General features: G+C 66.1%; 17 protein-coding genes and 1 tRNA gene. 13 read left to right on the top strand and 5 right to left on the bottom strand.

What is annotated here, in order from left to right:
• On the top strand, window positions 1-901 hold a 901-nt coding region (locus EJO66_RS32635; protein WP_206168887.1), incomplete at its 5' end, for a hypothetical protein.
• 20 nt (window positions 902-921) lie between these two features.
• On the opposite strand, the gene EJO66_RS23635 is transcribed toward EJO66_RS32635, so the two are convergent.
• Complete coding sequence (locus EJO66_RS23635) at window positions 922-1470, bottom strand: hypothetical protein (protein WP_125966319.1); 549 nt, start codon at window positions 1468-1470, stop codon at window positions 922-924.
• A 535-nt stretch (window positions 1471-2005) separates the two neighbouring features.
• Between EJO66_RS23635 and EJO66_RS23630 the strand changes: the two genes are divergently transcribed.
• The 7 genes from EJO66_RS23630 to EJO66_RS23600 all read left to right on the top strand — a co-directional run bounded on the left by EJO66_RS23630 (window position 2006) and on the right by EJO66_RS23600 (window position 14123).
• Complete coding sequence (locus tag EJO66_RS23630) at window positions 2006-3133, top strand: VWA domain-containing protein (protein ID WP_125966318.1); 1128 nt, start codon at window positions 2006-2008, stop codon at window positions 3131-3133.
• Window positions 3133-5202: an SWIM zinc finger family protein gene (locus EJO66_RS23625; RefSeq protein WP_125966317.1), complete on the top strand. Its 2070-nt coding sequence runs from the start codon at window positions 3133-3135 to the stop codon at window positions 5200-5202. Before EJO66_RS23630 ends, EJO66_RS23625 begins: the two co-directional genes overlap by 1 nt.
• A 94-nt stretch (window positions 5203-5296) precedes the next feature.
• Window positions 5297-9124: a DUF4132 domain-containing protein gene (locus EJO66_RS23620; RefSeq protein ID WP_125966316.1), complete on the top strand. Its 3828-nt coding sequence runs from the start codon at window positions 5297-5299 to the stop codon at window positions 9122-9124.
• A gap of 43 nt (window positions 9125-9167) precedes the next feature.
• Window positions 9168-10289, top strand: a complete 1122-nt coding sequence (locus EJO66_RS23615) for an ATP-binding protein (protein ID WP_125966315.1) — start codon at window positions 9168-9170, stop codon at window positions 10287-10289.
• Window positions 10280-12850 (top strand): DUF5682 family protein, encoded by a 2571-nt coding sequence (locus EJO66_RS23610; RefSeq protein ID WP_125966314.1) that lies wholly within the window; start codon window positions 10280-10282, stop codon window positions 12848-12850. Before EJO66_RS23615 ends, EJO66_RS23610 begins: the two co-directional genes overlap by 10 nt.
• Before the next feature lie 232 nt (window positions 12851-13082).
• The gene (locus EJO66_RS23605; protein WP_125966313.1) at window positions 13083-13547 is read left to right on the top strand and encodes a helix-turn-helix domain-containing protein; all 465 of its coding nucleotides are present in this window, start codon (window positions 13083-13085) and stop codon (window positions 13545-13547) included.
• Between the two features lie 27 nt (window positions 13548-13574).
• On the top strand, window positions 13575-14123 hold the full coding sequence (locus EJO66_RS23600) for a PIN domain-containing protein (RefSeq protein ID WP_240648713.1): 549 nt from the start codon (window positions 13575-13577) through the stop codon (window positions 14121-14123).
• 30 nt (window positions 14124-14153) lie between these two features.
• Here EJO66_RS23600 and EJO66_RS23595 read toward each other — a convergent pair whose 3' ends face one another.
• From EJO66_RS23595 to EJO66_RS23585, 3 genes are all read right to left on the bottom strand, one after another.
• A complete protein-coding gene (locus EJO66_RS23595) occupies window positions 14154-15383 on the bottom strand; it encodes a tyrosine-type recombinase/integrase (RefSeq protein WP_125966311.1) in 1230 nt (409 codons plus the stop codon).
• A gap of 175 nt (window positions 15384-15558) precedes the next feature.
• Window positions 15559-15633: transfer RNA gene (locus EJO66_RS23590), tRNA-Arg, on the bottom strand.
• A 52-nt stretch (window positions 15634-15685) separates the two neighbouring features.
• Window positions 15686-15922, bottom strand: coding sequence for a hypothetical protein (locus tag EJO66_RS23585; protein WP_027729805.1), 237 nt, complete (start codon window positions 15920-15922; stop codon window positions 15686-15688).
• A gap of 313 nt (window positions 15923-16235) precedes the next feature.
• Between EJO66_RS23585 and EJO66_RS23580 the strand changes: the two genes are divergently transcribed.
• From EJO66_RS23580 to EJO66_RS23565, 4 genes are all read left to right on the top strand, one after another.
• Window positions 16236-17261 carry a Bug family tripartite tricarboxylate transporter substrate binding protein gene (locus EJO66_RS23580; protein WP_124960233.1) on the top strand — a complete coding sequence of 342 codons (1026 nt, stop codon included), beginning with the start codon at window positions 16236-16238 and terminating at the stop codon, window positions 17259-17261.
• Window positions 17262-17376: 115 nt separating this feature from the next.
• Window positions 17377-17901 carry a tripartite tricarboxylate transporter TctB family protein gene (locus tag EJO66_RS23575; RefSeq protein WP_124960232.1) on the top strand — a complete coding sequence of 175 codons (525 nt, stop codon included), beginning with the start codon at window positions 17377-17379 and terminating at the stop codon, window positions 17899-17901.
• 21 nt (window positions 17902-17922) lie between these two features.
• The gene (locus EJO66_RS23570; protein WP_124960231.1) at window positions 17923-19452 is read left to right on the top strand and encodes a tripartite tricarboxylate transporter permease; all 1530 of its coding nucleotides are present in this window, start codon (window positions 17923-17925) and stop codon (window positions 19450-19452) included.
• A 15-nt stretch (window positions 19453-19467) separates the two neighbouring features.
• Window positions 19468-20304, top strand: a complete 837-nt coding sequence (locus EJO66_RS23565; protein ID WP_124960230.1) for a cytidylate kinase family protein — start codon at window positions 19468-19470, stop codon at window positions 20302-20304.
• Between the two features lie 13 nt (window positions 20305-20317).
• On the opposite strand, the gene EJO66_RS23560 is transcribed toward EJO66_RS23565, so the two are convergent.
• A complete protein-coding gene (locus EJO66_RS23560) occupies window positions 20318-20926 on the bottom strand; it encodes a Crp/Fnr family transcriptional regulator (RefSeq protein ID WP_025569429.1) in 609 nt (202 codons plus the stop codon).
• Between the two features lie 156 nt (window positions 20927-21082).
• On the opposite strand from EJO66_RS23560, the gene oxc reads away from it, so the two are divergent.
• Entirely contained in the window at window positions 21083-22912 is a 1830-nt protein-coding gene (oxc, locus tag EJO66_RS23555; RefSeq protein WP_124960229.1) for an oxalyl-CoA decarboxylase, read from the top strand.
• Window positions 22913-22927 lie beyond the last annotated feature (15 nt).

Genomic DNA, 22927 nt, shown 5'->3' with positions numbered 1-22927 from the left:
GTCCGTGCATGACGCCAACCGAAAAGCCAAGCTCAATGAATTCGTCGAGACTGGAGCAATCGCTGTTCCCGAGGAGTTCAGGCACCGGAAGCTCCCCAGCGTCAATCCGCCCTTTGCTCGATGGGAGGGGGCCGATGTCAGCCTCCTGCTAATTGGGTATGCCAATGAGGAGGAGTTCTCGTTTGAGCGCAAGATGAATGAGGGAAGTCCAGATCTGAGTCTTGCAGGCGATGTATTTGCGGCGTACTACCTCTCTCAGATTGGCCGTTTGCACACAGAGCTTTGGTATCTCACCCGATTCGGCCGCAAGTTCAACAACCTTTCGGTACGCGATATACCTTTTACGGCGCTGGGTATGGTGCTGGATGCGCAGCCGAGGGCAGAGAGGCTGGCGCTAGCGCATCTTGCCGCATATCGAGGGGGGAGATTTAGGGATACTCTGTACCATCCCCTGTTCATCTATGTCTTCCGCGTCCTTGCCAGCTACTTCGATCAACCAGATATCGAAGTGACCGGAGACGCAAAGAAGGATGAGGTGACTCAAGCCCTCTTTGCGCTTTGGCGTACTCCAGATGCGAATCAGTTGGTCGACGTATGCCTAGACACGCTGGATCAGCATACGCATCGCTGTCGCGTTGGTGATGCACGTCACTTCTACGAATTCGAAGATTGCCATTGGATCCGTCTGCCCATCGAAATCTGGCTGACGTTTTGCCTTCGCGAAAAGCTGGGCCTGCAGAACCCCGTGCTGGATCATCCGTTGATGCCGAAGATGGACTACCGTGAACTCCGGCAGGTTGGCTGGAAACCGAGTGCCCTCGTTCAGCGCGTCTATGACCGCATGCTGCAAGAAGGCATGGACGAAGATCAGGTGCTGAGCGGCATCATGACCAACGGATAGTCCATCGTCGTTGATCGGATTCAGAGGGCTTCAGACTGATTGCGAAGGCAGTTTGGCTTTAATTGATAGCCTGCCGCAAGAAGTTGTTGAACGCGGAATGCATATGCTTGGTCTTGCGCACTAATTGTTTGGTTTGTAATCTTGCCTCCGGCCGCTTCTCTGATCCAGTCTTGAGTCTGCTGCAGCAAATTGAGGGTACTCGGATCCGGAAACGCTCCATTAATTGATGACTTGACCTCCGGTGCCCAGATGACCATGTTGGCATCATCGATGCCGAGCAAATCGACACCATGCCCGGAGTTGTTTTGGATGGAGCGGAAGGAGAGGCCCGTCGAACTCTGCATCAGATCTAACGCCAGCGCTTCGCCCAATTTTCCGTCATTGCGCGCGAGATTCGACATGCTGACGCGAGTCACGAATGAAGCCTCGCCACTCACCTGGCTCAGGTTCAACGGTGCCCTGGCGATGGCCTCTGCCGAACCCGTGGCCGGCCCCGTATTGCCCAGTCCGCCAGGAATCACATTGCCAACTTCAATGGCGTTGCCGTTCGCGTCGACATAGCGCGTCACGCCGTACTGCCCAAAACCACGCGCCTGCGTCGTCGCACCCGGCCTGGTACCGCCAAGCGTTGGGCTGGTCGGATTGGCAGCGCCTGTGGTGACCTCCGCAACAGCGTTGACCAGATTCAGGCACCTCTGCGGATTGGTGCCGCAATAGCCGACGAGCCCTTCGCCCGCGACCCCAGTGGAGCAAGCTGAGCTACGACTTCTTCGTCGGTGCACCGATCAGCAAGCCCGAGGGCTATCGCACTGCAAAGGTCACGCTCGGCTTCAATCTCAATGCGAGCTTCTGATGCATCCCGCAAGTCGACGATCACTGTGTCGCCGCCGACTTCCGCGGCCTGGTATCGGCCGTCGGGCGAGGTGAATGCGCAGCCCGCCACTTGCCCGGATAGATGGGCGATCGGTGCAACGGACGGATGAAGCCTGGTCATGAAGAAGAGACGAGGAAGGCGTGAGCATGACACGCGCTGCCGTCTGATAAGCTGCCGACGCTCCTCTCCCCCGACTGTTCCTTCCACCCGTCCTTGCGAACGCATTGCGCATGTCGTCCGAAGAAACCCTGCGCCGCTGGCGCCTGATCCTCGGCCGCTATGCGGCGCAGCCTCTGTCGCAGACGCAGTTCTCGGCGGGCGACTGGAAGCTCGACCAGTCGCTCGAATATCTCTACGGACGTGAGTACGAAGGCCGCGGCCTGGCCCGGCCCAATGGCGGGCCGGGTTCGCTCGACCCGAGCCAGTTGCGCGCGGTCGACTGGCTCAACCGCTCGCGGAGTCTCTTTCCGCAAGAGGTCTTCGAGCGCATGCAGACGCAGGCAATCGATCGCTACCAGCTGACCGACCTGCTCTCCGACCCGGCGGTGCTGCGCTCGCTCGACGCCACGCCCGGCCTCGCCAAGGCGCTGCTGGGCATGCGCGGGCGGCTGTCGGGCCAGATGCGCGACGCGGTGCGCGAGGTGATCCAGAAAACCGTCGACGAGATCACGCGCAAGCTCAGGAACGACTTTGTCAACGCACTCGTCGGCCGGCGCAACCGCATGCGGCGCTCGCACATCAAGAGCGCGCAGAACTTCGATGCGCGCGCCACCATCGCGGCCAACCTGAAGCACTACGACGTGGAGCGCAAGCAAATCGTCATCGAGCATCCGCGCTTCAATGCGCGCGTGAAGCGCAACCTGCCCTGGGACGTGGTGCTTTGCGTCGACCAGAGCGGCTCGATGATGGATTCGGTGATCTACAGCGCCGTCATTGCAGGCATCATGAGCTCGCTGCCCGCGGTGCGCGTGAAGCTGGTGGTGTTCGACACCAGCGTGGTCGACCTCACGCACCTGGCGCACGATCCGGTCGAGGTGCTGCTCACGGTGCAGCTCGGCGGCGGCACAGACATCGGCCGTGCGGTGGCGTATTGCGAGTCGCTGGTGGGCAACCCGCAACGCACGGTGTTTGCGCTCATCAGCGACTTCATGGAAGGCGCCGCGCCCGGGCCGCTCCTGGCCGCGGTGCAGCGCATGGCACAGTCGCGCGTCAAGCTGCTCGGGCTGGCCGCGCTCGACGAATCGGCCAACCCCGTGTACGACCGGCAAATGGCGCAGCGCCTGGCCGACAAGGGCATGCACGTTGCGGCCCTCACGCCCACGCATTTCGCGCAGTGGCTCGCGGAAGTGATGAACTGATGGCCTGGTACGACGGCTATCGCGCCTACGACGACGACACACTGGCCACGCTCGCCAACCCTGGCTTGCTTCGGCGCGCCGCAAAGGACGTGGAGGCGGGCAAGATCGCATGGGCAGAGCAGGGCACCGAAGCTGGGGTGGTGACGGCCGACGGCCAGCGTGTGCAGCTCGATGCACGCGGCCCGCAGCAGGCGCGCTGCGACTGCCCGGCACCGGGCATCTGCAAGCACATATTGAGCGCATCGCTGTGGCTGCGCGCATTGGAGCCGGCCGCGCCAGGCAGCCCAGCCGGCGCGCATTCGGACGAGCAGCAAGACAGACAGGCACCGCCCGGTACGGACCCGCTCGCGGAAATCCTCGCGCTCGATGCCGCGGCGCTTTTCAAGGCCGCGGGCGTGGCTGCCGTGCGCCGCGCCGCAGCCGCCGCCAGCAGCGTCGTCGAATGGCGGGTGCAGGGCGGGGCGCTCGTCATGGACCTGCCCGAGCTCGGCGCCTCCTGCCGCTGGGTGGCGGGCGCGGGCTATGCGGGCATGGTGTCCGAGGTGCCTGCCGCGGAACGCAAGGCGGTGCACCTGATCGCCATTGCCGCGCTGCGCAGCGCGCACGGGCAGCCCTTCGCATGGCCCGAGAGCGCGCGGCCCGCGCCGGTCGAAGACACCGTGCGCCTGGGCGAGCGGGAGCGTGCGTTCCTGCTGCAGGTGGAGTCGATGCTGGAAGAGCTGCTGACAGGCGGCCTCTCGCACGTGAGCGAGTTGACGTCGGCGCGCCTCCTGGCGCTCAACATGTCCGCGCGCGGCGAGGGCTTGCCGCGCCTGGCCGCCTTGCTGCGCAACCTTGGCGGCACGGTCGACCTGCTGGTGCGGCGCGACCACCGCGCCGAGGAGCGCGACGCCTTCGCGCTCATGGCGCGCATCCATGCGCTGTGCGCTGCGCTCGCGCGGGCCGAGGGTGAACTCGCCGTGGCACTGCGCGGCCGGCTCAAGCGCGACTTCGACGAATCGGCCGCACTCGACCTGCTGCCGCTCGGTGCGCACTGGTGGCAGACGCGCGGCGGCGCGCGCGGGCTCACCGTGGCGTTCTGGGACCTGGCCGGTGCGCGCGTGCTGCAGGCCTCGCTCGCACGGCCCGACGGAAGCGACACCGCCTTCACGCGCGGCAGCGCATGGTCCGCAAACGCGCTGTGGTCCGGCGCGGGCGCCGCGCAGAGCGTGTGCGAAGCGGCCCTGCGCCTCGAACAACCTCGCCTCGCCGAAGACGGCCGCCTGGCGCTCGGCGGCACCACGCGTGCCCAGCCCCTGCCTGCGTGGACGGCCGACGACCCGCGCCTGAAGTCGATCGGCTGCGGCAACTGGTCCGAACTCGGCGAGCGCCTGCGCGCCGCCACCGGCCTTGCGGCCGAGCCTTTCGACGCAGTGTTGCTGCGGCCATCGGACACGCGCCCGCCGGTGCTCGACGAAGCACAGCAGCGCCTCGACTGGCTGGTGCAGGACGACGCGGGCCGGTGGCTGCGGCTTGGCATTCCCGTTGGCCCGGAGCACCGGCAGCGCGTCGACAACCTCGACCGCCTTGCCGCGCGCCGTGCCCCAGTGCATGCGGTGCTGGTGCGCATCGAGCGCTCTGCCGCGAGCACCGAACTGATGCCAATCGCCGTGCTGAGCAGCAACGCGAAGAAGGCGCTGCAGGCGGTGCCGCTCGACTTTGCCGACGAGGCCGCGCGCACGACGTCGCTCGCCAACCGCATCCTGCGCATGCTCCAGGCACGGCAGCAGCAGCGGCAGGCGGTGCCGGTGGGTGCGCCCACGCTGGCGGCGCGCCTGCTCGCTCCCCTGACAGAAGTGACCGAGACGCAGGCCGCCACCGGGCGCATGGCATTGACCGCGGCGCAGCGGCAGCGCCTGCACGATGCACTCGACCGCGCAGGCTCTGTCGGCCTGGAGGTGCTGTCGAGTGCGCTGCGTGCGCACCTCGCTTCGCCGGCCGCGGTGCCGCTGCTGAAGCTGGGCTTTCTGTGCCAGTTGCTTGGCGAGCTCGACGGCTTGCCGGAGCAAAGGAAGGCGCAGCCGACTTAGAACCTTTGGCTTCGGTTGTTTCTGCAGGCCGCGAACTGGCCGAAGCGTCACGCCCAACTGCCAAAATGAGCGCGCAGGAGAACGAGGAGAACGCATGGGATTTCTGGACAAGATCTTGGGCGCTGTCACGGGCAGCGCCGGCACCGCAGCCGCCAACGGCTTGACGCGCGAGCAGGCGCAGCTGTTGAAGCAGGCCTTCGAGCCGCTCGAAAAAGCAGGCAAGGAGCTGCCCCAAAAGGCCGCCGCGTTCCTGGTCGACGGCACGCAGGAAACCGTGCTGCTCGACCTGCAGGCTGCCAAGTCCTTCGAGCCAGGGCAACTGCTCGGAGCCCCCGGCCGCCTGCGTTGGGGTTTCAGCAACTACCAGAACAAGGCGCTGGAGAAGATCGGCAACCAGAGCCTCGAGCAGCGCGGCCGCTTCTACGCCAGCGTGGATGCCAGTGCTCCTGCGCTCGACGTGCTGGTGCGACTGGGCAAGCTGCTTGCTGCAGCCGACGGCGGACAGTCGCTCGAGCATCCGGGCGCGCCGGTGCCCGACTGGCTTCAGTACCTCATCAACGACGCGGTGTTCGCGAGCTTCAACAAGAGCAACTCCAGCAACGCTGCCGAGCGCGATCTCGCCAAGCACCGGCCCGCGTGGAACGTGCATCTCATTGCAGCCTTGCTCGCGCACGAAGGACTCGATCCGCATCTCGCCCTGCAGGAGATCTTCGAGCGCAAGGGGCTGGACAGCTGGTACCACGACCGGCTCGACGGCCTGGTCGAGGCCCCTGCCGTCGCCGACTGCATGCGCAGCCAGCGCGATGCCACCGAGGCGTTGCCCGCAAAGCTGTCGGCTGCGGGCCGCGTTCTGCTGGCCAGGCGCATCGGCAAGGACAAGGCGCTTTTGAACGACTTTGCGCCGCTGTTCCTGCGCCTGGCCATCGACGGCAGCAAGACGGTGCGCGCCGAGGCGACGCCGCACCTCGAGGGCATTGCGGAGGTGCAGCGGCTCGAACTCCTGGGGCAACTGCTGAAAGACGGCGACACCACCCAGCGCACGCAGGCCGCCGAACTGCTTGCGCGTCTGCCGGGTGACGCCGCGCGCGCGATGCTCGACGTGGCGGCCGGCACCGAGACCAGCAAGACCGTGCAGCAGGCCATCCGCTCGGCCATGTCGCGGCTCGACGCCGCGGGCGACGCGGGCGAGCTCGAATTGCCCGAGCCGCCGGCCTGGCAACCCTTCGAGGACATTCCGCTTGGTGAAGAGGCGGTGCAGTTGCTCATTGCCAACCGCATCGAGCTGCTCGAGAAGAACCGCGTCGCGGCCGAGGCCGAGATCGAGGAGAACAAGGCCTCCAAGCAAACGTACAAGTACAAGTGGCGCCAGGACAACTACGCCGCCCACAAGAAGCTCACCGACGAGGACATGCGCGTGGCCGTGCGCGTGCTCAACGGGCAGGGCAGCAAGAACGACCAGAACCGCGCGAAGAACGGCCAGCTGCAGCAGGTCGTGGGTTTCGGCAATCGCTTGCAGTCGATGCCGGGATTCGGCATGCCGCACCTGATCCGCTGGCTGGCCGTGTCGCGCCACTGGACCAGCTTCTGGTTCGACGACGGTTTCCACAAGTGGCTCGGCCGCCAGCCCGTGGGCTCGGTCGACCTGCGCGCGCTGGCCGAGCTGCTCAAGCGCTCCGGCATGCCGATCGACGACGTGGCGCACACCGCGCTTTACCAATATTGGAACCAAGCCTCAGCGGTCGAGGTGCTGCCGGCCGACCGCGTGTGGCCCTTCTTCGCGGAACACCCCGAGTACATCGACGAAGGCCTGGGCCTTGTCGCGCCGCCCAAGCGCGAAGGCCGCCAGACCCAGCTCGACCTGAACGCCACGCTGCGCACGCTGGCGGTCTTTCCGACCGTGCAGGCGCGCTGGCTGCCGCGGGTCATGGAATTGGCGCTCGGCGAAGGCAAGACGCACCGCGCAGCCGCGCAGAAGGCACTGTCGATGCTGCCCGACATCGGCCGGCGCGTGGTCGAGTCGCTCGGCTCCACCAAGAGCGAGGTGCGCATCGAGGCCGCCAACTGGCTGGCCGAGCTCAAGTACGCCGATGCCGTGCCCGCCATTACCAAGGCGCTCGAGAAGGAAACCCGCGAGACCGTGCGCGCGGCCTACCTCACGGCGCTCGAGGCACTGGGCGACGACATCTCCGCACGCCTTGCACCGGCGATTCTTCTGGCCGAGGCGAAGAAGGGCCTGAAGGCCAAGCCCCCGGCGGGCCTTGCGTGGTTCTCTCTCGACGCGCTGCCCGCCTGCAAATGGCTGGACGGCAGCCCGGTCGAGCCCGAGATCGTGCGCTGGTGGGTGGTGCTCGCCTGCAAGCTCAAGGAGCCGGGCGGCAACGCGCTGCTCACGCGCTACCTCGGCCTGCTCGATGCAGCCAGCCGGCAGGCCGTCGGCAGCCTGGTGCTGCGCCAGTTCATTGCGCACGACACGCGCCACCCCACGCTCGACGAAGGCATTGCGCATGCCAACGCCCATGCACCGCAGCGCTACCAGGGCAACCAGCAGCGCTACCAGAACGCGAAGGCCGAGCACAAGCAGTACTACGAAGCCGACTTCCAGAAGACGCAGGAGCAGGTCTTCGAGGAGTGCAAGCGCGAGAAGATGAGCGAATACCTCGGCAGCGCGATTGGCGAAAAAGGCACGCTTGCCCTGACCGCCCATGCGCCGGGGCACGAGGTCGTCACGCTGCTGCAGCAGTACATGCGCGACCATTACCAGCGCCGCTCGCAGATCGAAGCCATGCTCGAAGGCGTGGCACCGGGCAACGACCCGGTGGTGATCCAGCTGCTGCTGGGCATATCGCGCCGCTATCGCACTGCCTCTGTCCAGGAGAAGGCGCGCGCGCTGGTGCAGCAGATTGCCGACCGCAACGGCTGGACGCAGGACCAGCTCGCCGACCGCACCATTCCCACCGCGGGCCTGGACGACACCGGCAAGCTCGAGCTCGCGTACGGCGACCGCATCTTCACCGTGGTGCTCGACGCCGCGATGAAGCCCGAACTGCGCAACCCCGAAGGCAAGATCGTCAAAGCCCTGCCCGAGCCGCGCCAGAACGACGACCCCGCGCTCATCAAGGATGCGAAGGCCCAGTTTTCGACCAGCAAGAAGGAGCTCAAGCAGGTCATCGACCTGCAGACCGCGCGCCTGTTCGAAGCCATGTGCACCGGCCGTACCTGGCCGCAGGCCGAGTGGCGCGAATACCTGCACCGGCACCCGATTGCCGGGCGGCTGATACAGCGGCTCGTGTGGCTCGAACTGGATGCGGACGGCGCGGTGCGCGGCAGCTTCCGGCCCACCGAGGACGGCAGCCTGATCGACACGCAGGACGACGAGGTCGAGCTTGCGGCCGACAGCCAGCTGCGCCTGGGCCACGCTTCGCTGGTCGACGAAGGCACAGCGGCCGCGTGGAACAGGCACTTCAAGGACTACAAGCTGATGCCGCTCTTCGCGCAGATGACGCGCAAGCCGCCGGCGGTCGCGTTCATCGACGACAAGGGCCAGCCGGTGAGCGAAATCAACGACAGGCTGGGCTGGATCAGCGACACCTTCACGCTGCGCGGCAGCTTTGCCAAGCTCGGCTACCAGCGCGCGCAGGCCGAGGACGGCGGCTTCTTCTACCAGTACACCAAGGAGTTTTCGTCGGCCGGCGTGCGCGTGGCCATCGAGTTCTCGGGCAACACCTTGCCGGAAGAGAACGTGCCCGCGGCGCTCAAGACGCTGGGCTTCGAGGACATGAAGACCCGCGGCTACAGCGACCGGGCGCTGCCGCTGTCAAGCGTGCCGCCAGTGCTCCTGGCAGAGGCCTATGCCGACTACCTGGCCATTGCACAGGCCTGCGCCGGGTTCGACGCGGGCTGGGAAAAGAAGATGCCGTGGTAAGCCCGGCGCGCCGACCCACAGAAAAACCAGCAGCAACATCATCATGAGCACCGGCACATCACCGTCTTCTTCCCCCGCGACCCAGGCCGTGCGCCTTGCCCCCGAGGCACGCTATGCGGACGAGCTCGCGCGGCTGCATGCGGCCGACACCGATGCGCGGCCCACCGGATGGAAGCTCTCGCCGCGCGCGGTGCGGCGCTTCATCCTCGGCGACGAGAAGCTGCAGGTGAGCCGCAAGTTCTACGGCGACGATCCGCTGGTCGACCGCGCCATCGTGACGCTCATGGGCCACCAGGGCCTCATGCTGGTGGGCGAGCCGGGCACCGCGAAGTCGCTGCTCTCGGAGCTGCTTGCAGCCGCCGTCAGCGGTGATTCGGGCCTTACGGTGCAGGGCACCGCCGGCACCACCGAAGACCACATCAAGTACAGCTGGAACTACGCGCTGCTGCTGGCCGAGGGGCCGAGCCAGCGCGCGCTGGTGCCTTCTGCGCTCTACCAGGCCATGCGTGCGGGCAAGCTGGTGCGCTTCGAGGAAATCACGCGCTGCCCGCCCGAGATCCAGGACGTGCTGATTTCGTTGATGAGCGACAAGCAGCTCATGATTCCGGAACTGGGCGACGATGCCCGGCTCTATGCACAGCGCGGCTTCAACATCATTGCCACGGCCAACCTGCGCGACCGCGGCGTGCACGAGATGTCGTCCGCATTGAAGCGTCGGTTCAACTTCGAAACGGTCAAGCCCATCCGGGACCATTCGTTCGAAGTCGAACTGGTGATGGCCCAGCTGAAGCGCGAACTCGAAGGCGGCGGCGAGTCGCCGGTCGAGGTGCCGCGCGACGTGGTGGCGCTGCTGGTTACCACCTTCCAGGAGTTGCGCGCGGGCCAGACGCAGGATGGCACCGCCATCAAGGGCCTCGATGCCGTGATGTCCACGGCCGAGGCCGTGAACGTGGCTTATGCGGCGGCCCTGCAGGCGCGCCATTTCAACGGCGGCCGGCTCACCGCGCGCGAGATCGCGGGCCAGCTGCAAGGCGTTGTTCTGAAGGACAGCACCGACGATGTGAAGCGCGTGCGCCACTACTTCGACACCGTCGTGCGCGAACGCGGCAAGCGCGACGCGCAATGGAAGACCTTTCACGACGCGGCACGTGCGCTGTGGCAGTAGTTGCAGAAGCAGGCAGCGTTCTGCCTGCCGGGCTGGAGGCCGCGCGTGGCCGGCTGTTCGGCGAGGACGGCGAGGGCGTGTTCTTCGTGCCTGTGAGGCACCACAGCCCGGCCTGTGCATTCGCATTGAGGGCGCTGCTGCGCGAGGTCAGGCCGGCGGCTGTGCTGATTGAAGGACCGGACGACCTGAACGCACTGCTGCCGCTGCTGCAGCACCCGCAAACCATCGCCCCCGTTGCATGGCTGTGCCAAAGCACCCGGCAGGTTCCGGTCGACGACCCCGACTCGGAAGAGAAGACGCGCACGGAGTCGCGCACGTCGTTCTTTCCGTTTTGCGACTACAGCCCCGAGTGGATTGCGGTGCGCGAAGGCGCGGCGCTCGGCGCGCGCCTGGGGCTGATCGATCTTCCCTGGAACGACAAGGCCTGGCATCGCGACGAAGGCGACGAGGGCGACGAAGGCGATGCACGCGACGCAGCGCGCAGCCTGATGGAAGAGCGCCATTTCGCGCACAGCCGCTACCTCAACGCCATGGCCGCCCAGCTCGGCTGCGTCGACCATCAGGAGCTGTGGGACCGCCTGTTCGAACTGCGCACGTCGGCCGCTCTCGGCCACTGGCGCGCCTTCTTTTCCGACGTGTTCAGCTGGTGCGCCATGGCGCGGCTCGACTACGAGCCCGAGGTGCTCGAGGCCGAGCTGAGCCTGCCGCGGGAGCGCCACATGGCGGCGCACATCCGTCGCTGGCGCAACGAGGTCGAGGGGCCGATCGTGGTCGTCACCGGCGGCTTTCACACGCTCGAGCTGGTCAACCAGTGGCAAAAGGCCAAGCCCTCGAAGGCGCCCGCCGGCAAGGACGCACCCGACAACGCATGGCTGATCCGCTACAGCTTCGAGCGGCTCGACGCGCTCAACGGCTATGCCTCGGGCATGCCGTCGCCCGGCTATTACCAGCAGGTGTGGGAACGCCTCGAAGCCGGCGAGGCCGACCCCTTCACCGCAGTGGCGCTCGACAGCCTGACCCGCTTTGCGCGCCAGACCCGCGCGCAGGACGATGCCGATGCGGTGTCTACCGCACTGGTGCAGGCCGCCGCCGCGCAGGCCATGCGGCTCGCGGCGCTGCGCGGCAATGCCGGTCCGGGCCGGCAAGACCTGCTCGATGCAATCCGCTCCTGCTTCATCAAGGGCGCCATCGACGAAGGCACGCGCGGCTTTACCGCCGACCTGCGCAACTTCTTGAGCGGCACGCGCATCGGCGACGTGCCGCCCTCGGCAGGCTCGCCGCCGCTGATCGAGGACGCGCGCAGGCTCGCCCGCCAGGCCGGCGTGCGGCTGGACGACAGCACCGCGCGCATGGCGCGGCTGGATCTTTATCGCAAGCCTTCGCACCGCGAGCGCAGCCGCTTCTTCCATGCCATGGCCTACCTCGACACGGGGCTCGGCACCTGGCTCGCGGGGCCGGATTTTCTTGGCAACAGCCGTTTGCATTTGCTGTTCGAAGAGTGGCGCGCCGCCTGGTCGCCGCTGGTGGAGGCGCGGCTGATCGAGCTGGCGGGCGATGGCGCCAGCGTGGAGGCCGTCTGCATGGTCAAGCTGCGCAAGGAAGAGATCGCGCTGTCCGACGAGGGCCGCGGACGCAGCGCGAGCGCGGCCGTGGCGCTGTTGCTGCGCGCCTGCATGGTCGGGCTGCAGTCGCGCCTGCCCCAGCTGCTCTCGATGCTTTCCACCCACCTCGACGAAGATGCCTCGCTCGGCTCGGTGGTCGAGTGCGGGCATCGGCTCGTCACGCTCTGGCGTGCGCGGGAGCCGCTGGGCGTGCAGCAGCATCCACAGCTGCGCAGCCTGCTGGAGCGTGTGTGGCCCGCGGCGCTGTTCCTGCTGCCCGATGTGGGCGGGTGCCCAGAAGAAGGTGAGGCGGGCGCGGTGAAGCAACTGCTTTCACTGCGCGAGCTTGGGCGCCTGCTGGCCTCGCTGCAAGGCGAACCGGGAGAAGCCGGCGACGGTGCCATCGACCTCGACCTGCTGCGTACGCAACTCGAACGATTCGCGACCGGTGCGTCGGCCGCGCCCGCGGTGGCCGGCGCTGCTTCGGCCCTGCTGTACCTCGATGGACACTGGGACGAGAACGCACTCGACACCGTGGTGCGGCAACGCTTCGGCGCGGGCGCACAGCCGCGCGAGGCGGTACGTTTTCTCAACGGGGTGATGGCCGCGGCGCCTGAACTGCTGCTGCGGCTGCCCGCGCTGCTCGAAGGCCTCGACGGCCTGGTGCAGGGCTGGGACGCCGAGGCTTTCGTGGCGCATCTGCCCGACCTGCGGCAGGCCTTCACGCGCCTCAAGCCGCAAGAGACGTCCGACCTGGCCGGCCGTATTGCCGCGCTGCATGGCATGGGCGAAACAGAGGGCCAGGCGCTCTACCAGATGCACTACGAAACCACCGAACACGACCTGCACGAAGGCGCGCAACTGCAGCTCGCGCTGGCCGAGTGCATGCGCCGCGACGGGCTTGCCGCGTGGCTGGCGGCCCCACCGCACAAGAAGAACAACATCGAGAGCGCGACATGACCATCGATCTCCAGACGCTCAAGTGCGGCGAATGCGGCAGCAGCGCGCTCAAACGCCCCTCTTGGAGGGCATGGCCACCAGACTGGTGGCCGCAGGATCCGGCCATTGAATGAAGGCGCCCGCTGACAAGCGTGCCATCTCCTTTCCGGCGCCCGTCAGTTGCGAATATTGCGTTTAGTGCGTATATTTCGTTTGAGGCGCCGGCGTAGCGCCAGCTATGAAAGGACCCAGCATGACCCAGATACTCGACCCAGCCAGCGAAATGGAAGCGGAAATGGCCGGTGCGGCGACGGCGTGCCTGGTTGCGGCCCTGGATCACTCGAAGGCAAAAGCGATCAAAGTAACCATCGAAGTGGACGGGGACGGCAAGGGCGAAGCCCCGGTGCTGCTCCTGCCTCCGCGTGCCTTGCACTTCCTTGCCGACGTGTTGCGCCAGATGGCCAAGCGCGAGCCGATGATGCTCGTCCCGCAGAAGCTGGAACTCACGACGCAGCAGGCTGCGGCACTTCTGAATGTGTCGCGCCCCTTCGTGATCAAGGAGATCGAGGCTGGCCGGCTGAAGTGCCGGCTGATCAACCGGCACCGCCGCATCGAGTTCGAAGAACTCATGCGCTACAAGGACGAGCAGAAGCAGCGGTCGGCCGACGCCCTCAAACGATTGAACGACCTCTCCCAGGAGATGGGCGAGGAGCTGTGAGTGGCAGGAAGCGCTCGGTACACAGCGGTGCTCGACGCCAACGTCCTGCATCCGGCGTTGCTGCGCGACGTGCTGCTCAGCCTGGCCGACGCGGACCTCTACAGCGCGAAGTGGTCCGTCCACATCCGCGAGGAGTGGACGCGCAGCCTGCTGCGGGACCGACCCGGCATGGGAGACCAGATTGCCGCTGCGGCGCAAGCCATGGAGGACGCCATTCCGGACTGCCTCGTCTCAGGCTACGAACACCTGATCGAGGGTCTGAAGCTGCCGGACCCTGATGACCGCCACGTGCTGGCGGCGGCGATCACTGGACACGCGGATGCGATCGTCACATGGAACGAGAAGGACTTTCCCAGGGAAGTGCTGGACCCGTTCGGCATCGAGGTACAGACCCCTGACGAATTCGTCCTCAATCAGTTGATGCTGGAGAAGCTCGCCGCCCTCGCGGCTTTGAAGCGAATGCGCGAGCGCTGGGCCCGGCCGCAGTACGACGCGATCGCGTTGGTCGCCCTGCTCGAAAAGCGCGGGTTGCCCCAGACTGCGGCGCACCTGCGCGATGTCGTGGCACTCATCTAGCTGTCTTGGCAGGAGCGCGCGGACTTGGCGCTATGTCATCCGGTGCGGCGTCAAGGGGATCACGTCGGCACCGATGCGCAGCTGGTCCAGGTAGTCCGCCCAGCGCTGCATCATTTCCCGGCGCGCGGGGAGATGCGCGGTGCGGTTGTACGCACGACCGTTGGTATCCCTGACCATGTGGGAGAGCTGGTGCTCGATGAAGTCCACGCGCTCGCCAAGCACCTCGTCCATGATCGTCCGCGCGGTTGCCCTGAACCCGTGGGCCGTGTGGACTTCGGCGCTGTAGCCCATCCCGCGCAGAGCGGCATTGATCGTGTTCTCGCTCATGGGGCGTTCACCCGTCCGTATGCTGGGAAACACGAACCGCCCATGCCCCGTGATCGGGTGGAGGTTCCGCAGGATCTCCACCGCCTGGGTTGCCAGTGGAACGACGTGATCGACCTTCATTTTCATCTTCGGGCCGGCGATGCGCCACTCGGCCGCGTCCAGGTCGATCTCGGCCCATTCCGCGGTGCGCAACTCGCCAGGCCGGACAAACAGCAGCGGGGAGAGCTTCAGCGCGGCAACGGTCGTGGGGTGGCCGCTATAGGCATGGATGGAGCGCATCAGGTCTCCGACGCGCTTGGGCTCGGTAATGGCCGCGAAGTGCCTGGTCGCTTTCGAGGCCAGCGCTTCGCTCAGATCGGCAGTGACGTCCCTCTCTGCCAGTCCTGACACCACTGCGAAGCGAAACACCTGCCCGCAAAGCTGCTTGACGCGATGGGCGGTATCGATGGCGCCGCGTGCTTCCAGCTTGCGGACCACTCGCTCCAGAATGTCGCGCGGACCGATGGTGGAGATGGGCATCTTGCCGATGAAGGGGAACACATCCTTCTCGAGCCATGTCTTGACCTTGAGCTGCGTTCCACTCGCTCGTTTGGCCGCAGTCTTTCCCAGCCACTCGCGCGCAACCGCCTCGAACGTATTCGCCGCCGCGTCGGCTCGGGCTCTCTTTTCGTCGCGCTTGGCCGCGCTCGGGTCGGTCCCGTCCGCCAGGAGCTCGCGAGCGGCGCCGCGGCGATCCCGAGCTTTGGCCAGCGAGACCGCCGGGTAGGTTCCCAGCGCCAGCGTTTTCCGCTTGCCGGCGAAGGTGTAGTCCATTCGCCAGTATTTCCCGGCAGTCTTGACCAACAGGTACATGCCGGCGCCGTCGGCATATTTGTCGCCGTTGGCCTTCCCGGTGGGCTTCACCTGCCGAACGAACGTGTCTGTCAGCGCCATCTCCACTCCTTAACGGTATCTCGCCACGGGGATTTCCGGGATACCGGGAAAAATAACGGTATTTCCGGGCGATGGGATGCTACGCCGCGTGTCGTCGCGAGGCAAAGAAAAACCCGCTACGCCTAGGGAGCGTGCGGGTTTCTGATGTGGGGCGAGACGCCGTGGATCGGGTCCTTGGTGCCTTCGACAGGAATCGAACCTGTATCTGAGTCTTAGGAGGACCCCGTTCTATCCATTGAACTACGAAGACGGAGGGCGGCCCGGACTTTACCAGTTTGGCGCGCCGCCGCGCAGCGACCGGCTCAGCGCAGGCCGATGCGCGAGGCGTGCCAGCGCAGCACGTCGGCGCGCAGCGGGTCGGAGGCCTCGATGCGATCGGCGCGCACCTGCAGCGCGCGCATCTGCTCGACTTCCTCGATCACCTTGCCGGGGCTGAGCAAGGCCTGAACGAGCACGCTGGCCTCTTCGGCGAGCGCCTTGAGCGCGCCAGCCAAGCCACCGGATGCGCTCGTGCCGGACGATCGGTCAAGGGTAGACATACGGGAACTCCTGGGATTCGTTGGTCGGGAAATAGCCACCATTTTAGGGTTTACCCGAATTTCCCCCGGATTCAAGGAAAAAGCGCACGCCATCGGTGCTGTTGCATGCGTCCGCATCCGTGCCGTTTCCCCTCGATGGCGCACAGGCCAGGCCCCGCTCGCCGGTTGCTCGGCGCGGGCTAACCCCAAGACAAAATCTTGGAAAAGTTGACCATGGTCAAGCAGGCGGAGTTCTTCCTGCGCGCACCATCGCCCCTGTTCGCATCTCGGCTCAGATCCACCAAAAAAGAGCGCACCTTACACAGGAGACAACATGATGAAGAACTTCTTTTCGCGCACCCGCGCTTGTCGGGCCAAGGTCTTCACCGCGGCCATGTTGGCGCTCGCGGTCGCCACACCAGCCTCCGCATGGGAGCCCACCAAGCCGGTGGAGTTCGTGATTCCGGCGGGCACCGGCGGCGGCGCCGACCAGATGGGCCGGCTGCTGCAGGGCATCGTCATCAAGTACAAACTGATGAAGGAGCCGCTGATCGTCGTCAACAAGTCGGGCGGCGCGGGGGCCGAGGGCTTTCTTGCCGTGAAGGAAGCCAAGGGCGATCCGCACAAGATCATCATCTCGCTGTCCAACCTGTTCACCACGCCCATGGCCACCGGCGTGCCTTTCAACTGGAAGGACATGACGCCGGTCGCGATGATGGCGCTCGACCAGTTCGTGCTGTGGACCAACGCCGAGCAGCCGTACAAGAACGCCTCGGAGTTCATCGCGGCGGCCAAGGCGGCGGGCCCGAACAAGTTCAAGATGGCCGGCACCGGCTCCAAGCAGGAAGACCAGATCATCACGGTGGCGCTGGAGAAGGCCACCGGCACCAAGTTCATCTACGTGCCGTTCAAGGGCGGCGGCGAGGTGGCGGTGCAACTGGTGGGCGGGCATGTGCAATCGACGGTCAACAACCCGATCGAGGCGGTGGCCCAGTGGCGTGCGGGCAAGCTGCGCGCGCTGTGCGTGTTCGACGACCAGCGCATGCCGTTCAAGGCCAAGGTGACGGAGACGCAGTCGTGGAACGATGTCCCCACCTGCAAGGAAGCCGGCGTTCCCACCAAGTACACGATGCTGCGAGGCATCTTCATGCCCGCCGGCGTGACGCCCGACCAGCTCGCCTTCTACGTGGACCTGCTGACCAAGATCGCCGCCACGCCGGACTGGAAGGAATACATGGAGAAGGGTGCCTTCAACCCGACCTTCATGACCGGCGACGCGTTCACCAAATGGCTCACGGAAGCGGAAGCCACGCACCGCACGCTGATGACGGAAGCCGGCTTCCTGGCCAGCAGCAAGTAGCAGTTACCGAGCGTCGCGCGGCGCTCCTCGCCTGATGAGACGGCCGCCCGCGGGGGCGGCGGGCGGAGCGCTGCACTTTGGGTTTCACGGCATACACACGAACGATGGGGACTCCATGGAGCACGAAGAGAATTCAGCAGACGGCCCGGTGCGCACGGGCGTAGCGACCCACGTGGTCGAGGCAGTGGTCGCATTGGTCCTGGTGGCCATCGGCCTGGTGGTGATCTACGAGAGCCAGAGGCTGGGCTCCGGCTGGACCAGCGACGGCCCCGGCGCGGGGTACTTCCCCTTCTACATCGGCGTGATCATCACGATCTCCGGCGCCGGCATCCTGTACCAGGCCTTGCTGGGCAAGAACAGGAAGACCGAGGTCTTCGTCGACTCGGTGCAGCTCAAGCGCGTGCTGTCGGTGCTGCTGCCGGCCACGGTCTACGTGGGGGCGATTTCCTTGCTCGGCATCTATGTGGCATCGGCGATCTATATCGCGCTGTTCATGGTGTTCCTGGGCAAGTACTCGTGGGTGAAGAGCGTCATTGCGGCACTGGTCGTCAACACGGTGTTCTTCTGCATGTTCGAGGTGTGGTTCAAGGTGCCGCTGTTCAAGGGCGCACTCGATCCTCTCCGGTTTCTCGGCTACTGAATCTCACGGAGCAAATGCGAAATGGATGAAATCAGTGCCCTGATGCAGGGCTTCTCGGTAATCCTCACGCCGATGAACATCGGCCTGATGTTCGTCGGCATCATCCTGGGGGTGCTGATCGGCGTGCTCCCGGGATTGGGCGGCGCCAACGGGGTGGCGATCCTGCTGCCCCTCACGTTCACGATGTCGCCGACCTCGGCGATCATCATGCTGTCGTGCATCTACTGGGGTGCGCTGTTCGGCGGGGCCATCACCTCCATCCTGTTCAACATCCCGGGCGAGCCGTGGTCGGTGGCCACCACCTTCGACGGCTATCCGATGGCGCAGCAGGGCAATGCGGGCGCCGCGCTGACCACCGCCTTCACCTCGTCGTTCGTGGGCGCGCTGCTGGCGGTGATCATGATCACCTTCCTGGCGCCGCTGGTGGCCAAGTTCGCGCTCAAGTTCGGCTCGCCCGAGTTCTTTGCGGTGTACCTGCTGACCTTCTGCAGCTTCGTGGGCATGGGCAAGGGCTCGCCGTTCAAGATCCTGGCGTCGATGGCGCTCGGCTTCGCGCTGGCCAGCGTGGGCATGGACACGGTCACGGGCCAGCTGCGGCTCACCTTCGGCCAGCCCGAGCTGATGCGCGGCTTCGACTTCCTGATTGCGGTGATCGGCCTGTTCGGCATCGGCGAGATCCTGCTGTCGATGGAAGAGGGCCTGAAGTTCTCGGGCAAGAGCGCGAAGATCGATCCCAAGGTGGTGCTGCAGACCTGGAAGCAGCTGCCGCAGTACTGGGTGACTTCGCTGCGCAGCTCGCTGATCGGCATCTGGATGGGCATCACGCCCGGCGGTGCGACACCGGCTTCGTTCATGGCCTACGGCCTGGCCAAGAAGATGTCCAAGCGCGGCTCCAAGTTCGGCACCGGCCAGATGGAAGGCGTGGTGGCCCCGGAGACCGCAGCGCACGCCGCCGGCACCAGCGCGCTGCTGCCGATGCTGGCGCTGGGCATTCCGGGCTCGCCCACCGCCGCGGTGCTGTTGGGGGGCCTGCTGATCTGGGGCCTGCAGCCCGGACCGCTGCTGTTCGTCGAGCAGAAGGACTTCGTCTGGGGCCTGATCGCCAGCATGTACCTGGGCAACATCGTGGGCCTGATCGTGGTGCTGAGCACGGTGCCGCTGTTCGCTTCGATCCTGCGCATTCCGTTCTCGATCATTGCACCGGTGATCATCGTGATCTGCGCCATCGGCGCCTACACGGTGCACAACGCGATGCTGGACATCTGGTTCATGCTCGGCTTCGGCGTGGTGGGCTACCTGTTCAAGAAGCTCGACTTCCCGCTGGCGCCGCTGGTGCTGGCGCTGGTGCTCGGCGACAAGGCGGAAGACTCGTTCCGCCAGGCCATGCTGGTCTCGCAGGGCGACGTGATGATCATGTTCTCGAACCCGCTGGTCGGCGGCATCACCACCCTGGCGCTCGTGCTGCTGTTCTGGCCGCTGATCTCCAAGGCGCTGGCGCTCGTCAAGCCCAAGAAGCCCGACGAGTTCGCCGTCGAGCGCCCGGTGGACTGAACGGAGAACAACGACATGCCAGTGATTGCACTCACCCAGGAGATGGGTTCCCTTGCCAAGGACGTGTCGCTTCGGCTTGCCGAAACGCTCGGGCTGGAGGTCATGCGCCACGAGACGATCGAGCGCGTGGCCGACCGCATGCAGGTGCCGACCAGCTTCATCGGCCGCCTGCGCGACGGCAAGGCCGGTTTTGTCGAGCGGCTCACCGCCGACCGGCGCAGCCTCGCGCTCTACACGGCCGAGGAGCTCTTCGCGCTGGCCGACCGCGGCAACGTGGTGCTGCGCGGCTGGGGCGCGACCTGCCTGCTGCGGCCGGTGCCGCACGTGGTGTGCGTGCGCATCACGCGCTCGATGAAGAAGCGGGTCGAATGGCTGATGGCGCACCTCGAAACCGACGATGCCGAGTTTGCCGAAGCCGAGATCCGGCGCAGCGACGACGCGCACGCCGCGCGCATGCATGCGCAGTTCGGCGTGACATGGGGCGACCCGGTGCTCTACGACCTGGTGCTCAACACGGACCGCCTCTCGGTGGACAGCTGCGTGGCGCAGATCCGCGCGCTGGTGGAGCGCCCGGAGTTTGCCGAGACGCCGGTCTCGCGCGCGCTCCTGGCCAACATGGCGCTCGCGGCGCGGGTGAAGTCGGCGCTCAAGGACAACGAGGCGACCGGCGACATCCGCGTGACCGTCGAGGCCGACCAGGGCAAGGTAAGGCTGAGCGGCATCGTGCTAGATGCACAGGAGCACGCCCTCACGCAGGAGGTGGCCTCCAGGGTCGACGGCGTGAGCGACGTCGACAACGCGCTGCGCCTGATGACCGTTCCGCGCCGTTTCGCGTCGGCCAAGCAGACCTGAGGACGGCGCCTGCCTAGATCTTTCCTCGTTTGCGGAGCCGGCTCAGGGTTTCCGCGGAGAGATTGAGGTAGGACGCCAGCTCCTTGCTGGGAATGCGGTCTTCCAGCTCGGGGTGCTTGCGCATGAAGCGGTGCACGCGGCCCGGTGCGTCGAGCAGATGCAGCGTGATGGTGTGCGCCATGATTTCGCTCATGCCGCGCATCACGCAGTATTCGAACAGTTCCTTGGTCTCGGGGTGGCGGTCCAGGAACGCGATCCACTCCTTCAGCGGCAGGCTGGCCACGCGGGCCTTGGTGACGCAGACGATGCCGTAGGGCGTGGGCGTGCCCAGCCGCAGCGCCGCGTAGCTGGTTTCCATGTCGTGCGCATCGGCAAAGCGCAGGATCATTTCCTTGCCCTCGGGGTTGCTCACCACCCGCTTGAGGATGCCGTCGAGGATGAAGTACTGCTCCATCTCGCGCACGCCCTGGTGCAGCAGGAAATCGCCCTTGTTTCCATCCACGATGACGAGATGGGTTTCCAGCTCGGCGCGGTCGCTCTCGCTCAGGTCCTTGAGAAGGATGTTCTGCCGGAGCTGCGCGCGAATGATGTTTTTCTCCGGGTGGTTTTCCAACAGCGTCATGGGTCCCGTCTTGCTCGAATGCGCAACAACAACTTCTGGTTCATCTGGCCGGTGCCGTTTTCCGGAAAGTTGACCGAGGTCAACGCCCGAAAGCATGCCCCCGAATCATAGTCCCGGCTCGGGCCTCGGCCATTCACCCAAGCAAGAAGGAGAGACATGTCTTCAGTAAGAACGGACAAAGAGGCATCCACCACCCTGGACGACGCCCTCAAGCCCAAGAACAGGGCAAACGACGGCGATGCGGTCGTGCTGGCCCTCAAGCACCCTGCCGACGAGGCATCGGGGGCGCAGGAAGCAACCATCGACGGCTTCCACCTGGTCATCGATGCGCTCAAGCTGAACGACATCGACACCATCTTCGGCCTGCCGGGCATTCCCATCACCGACCTCACGCGCATGGCGCAGGCAGAGGGGCTGCGGGTCATCTCGTTCCGCCACGAGCAGCATGCGGGCAACGCCGCCGCCGCGGCCGGCTTCCTCACGCAGAAGCCCGGTATCTGCCTGACGGTGTCGGCCCCCGGCTTCCTGAACGGCCTCACGGCGCTGGCCAATGCCACCACCAACTGCTTCCCGATGATTCTCATCAGCGGCTCGAGCGAGCGCGAGATCGTCGACCTGCAGCAGGGCGACTACGAAGAGATGGACCAGCTCGCGATCGCCAAGCCGCTGTGCAAGGCCGCCTTCCGCGTGCTGCACGCGGAGGACATCGGCGTGGGCATTGCGCGGGCCATCCGCTCGGCCGTGTCGGGCCGGCCCGGCGGCGTGTACCTGGACCTGCCGGCCAAGCTGTTCGCGCAGACCATGGACGCCGAAGCCGGCCGCCGCTCGCTCATCAAGGTGATCGATCCCGCTCCGCGCCAGATTCCCGCGCCCGACGCGGTCAAGCGCGCGCTCGACCTGCTCAAGCGTGCCAAGAAGCCGCTGATCCTGCTGGGCAAGGGCGCGGCCTACGCGCAGGCCGATGCCGACATCCGCGCGCTGGTCGAGAAGACCGGCATTCCCTACCTGCCGATGTCGATGGCCAAGGGCCTCCTGCCCGACACCCATGCGCAGTCGGCCGCGGCCGCGCGCTCCTACGTGCTGCAGGAAGCCGACGTCGTGATGCTGGTGGGCGCGCGCCTGAACTGGCTGCTCTCGCACGGCAAGGGCAAGACCTGGGGCCAGGACAAGGGCGCCAAGCAGTTCATCCAGATCGACATCGCGCCGACCGAGATCGACAGCAACGTGGCCATTGCCGCGCCGGTGATCGGCGACATCGGCTCCTGCGTGGCGGCGCTGCTCGCGGGCGTGGATGCCAAGTGGGCCAAGCCGCCGGCCGAATGGACCGGCGCCATCGCCGAGCGCAAGGACAAGAACCTCTCGAAGATGGCCGTGACGCTGGCCGCACGGCCTTCGCCGATGAACTTCCACAGCGCGCTCAGCGTGATCCGCGACCAGGTGAAGGCGCGGCCCGATGCCATCGTGGTGAACGAAGGCGCCAACACGCTGGACTTCGCGCGCAGCATCGTCGACATGTACGAGCCGCGCAAGCGCCTGGACGTGGGCACCTGGGGAATCATGGGCATCGGCATGGGCTTTGCCGTGGCCGCCGCGGTGGTCACCGACAAGCCCGTGATCGCCATCGAGGGCGACAGCGCCTTCGGCTTCAGCGGCATGGAGGTGGAGACCATCTGCCGCTACAACCTGCCCATTTGCATCGTCGTGTTCAACAACAACGGCGTCTACCGCGGCACCGACGTGAACGCGAGCGGCACGCCCGACGTGGCGCCCACCGTGTTCGTGAAGAACGCGCGCTACGACAAGCTGATGGAAGCTTTCGGCGGCGTGGGCGTCAATGCCACCACTGCGGATGAATTGCAGAAGGCGCTGGCAGAAGCCGTCGCCTCGCGCCGTCCGACCCTCATCAATGCCGTGATCGACGAGACCGCCGGCACGGAAAGCGGCCGCATCACCAGTCTGAACCCCAGCACGGCGAAGAAGAAGTAACCCCGCATCATCAAG

It is taken from the genome of Variovorax beijingensis (genome assembly GCF_003951285.1).
In the GTDB taxonomy this organism is placed as follows: domain Bacteria; phylum Pseudomonadota; class Gammaproteobacteria; order Burkholderiales; family Burkholderiaceae_C; genus Variovorax; species Variovorax beijingensis.
This window is presented reverse-complemented; position numbering and strand designations above follow the sequence as displayed.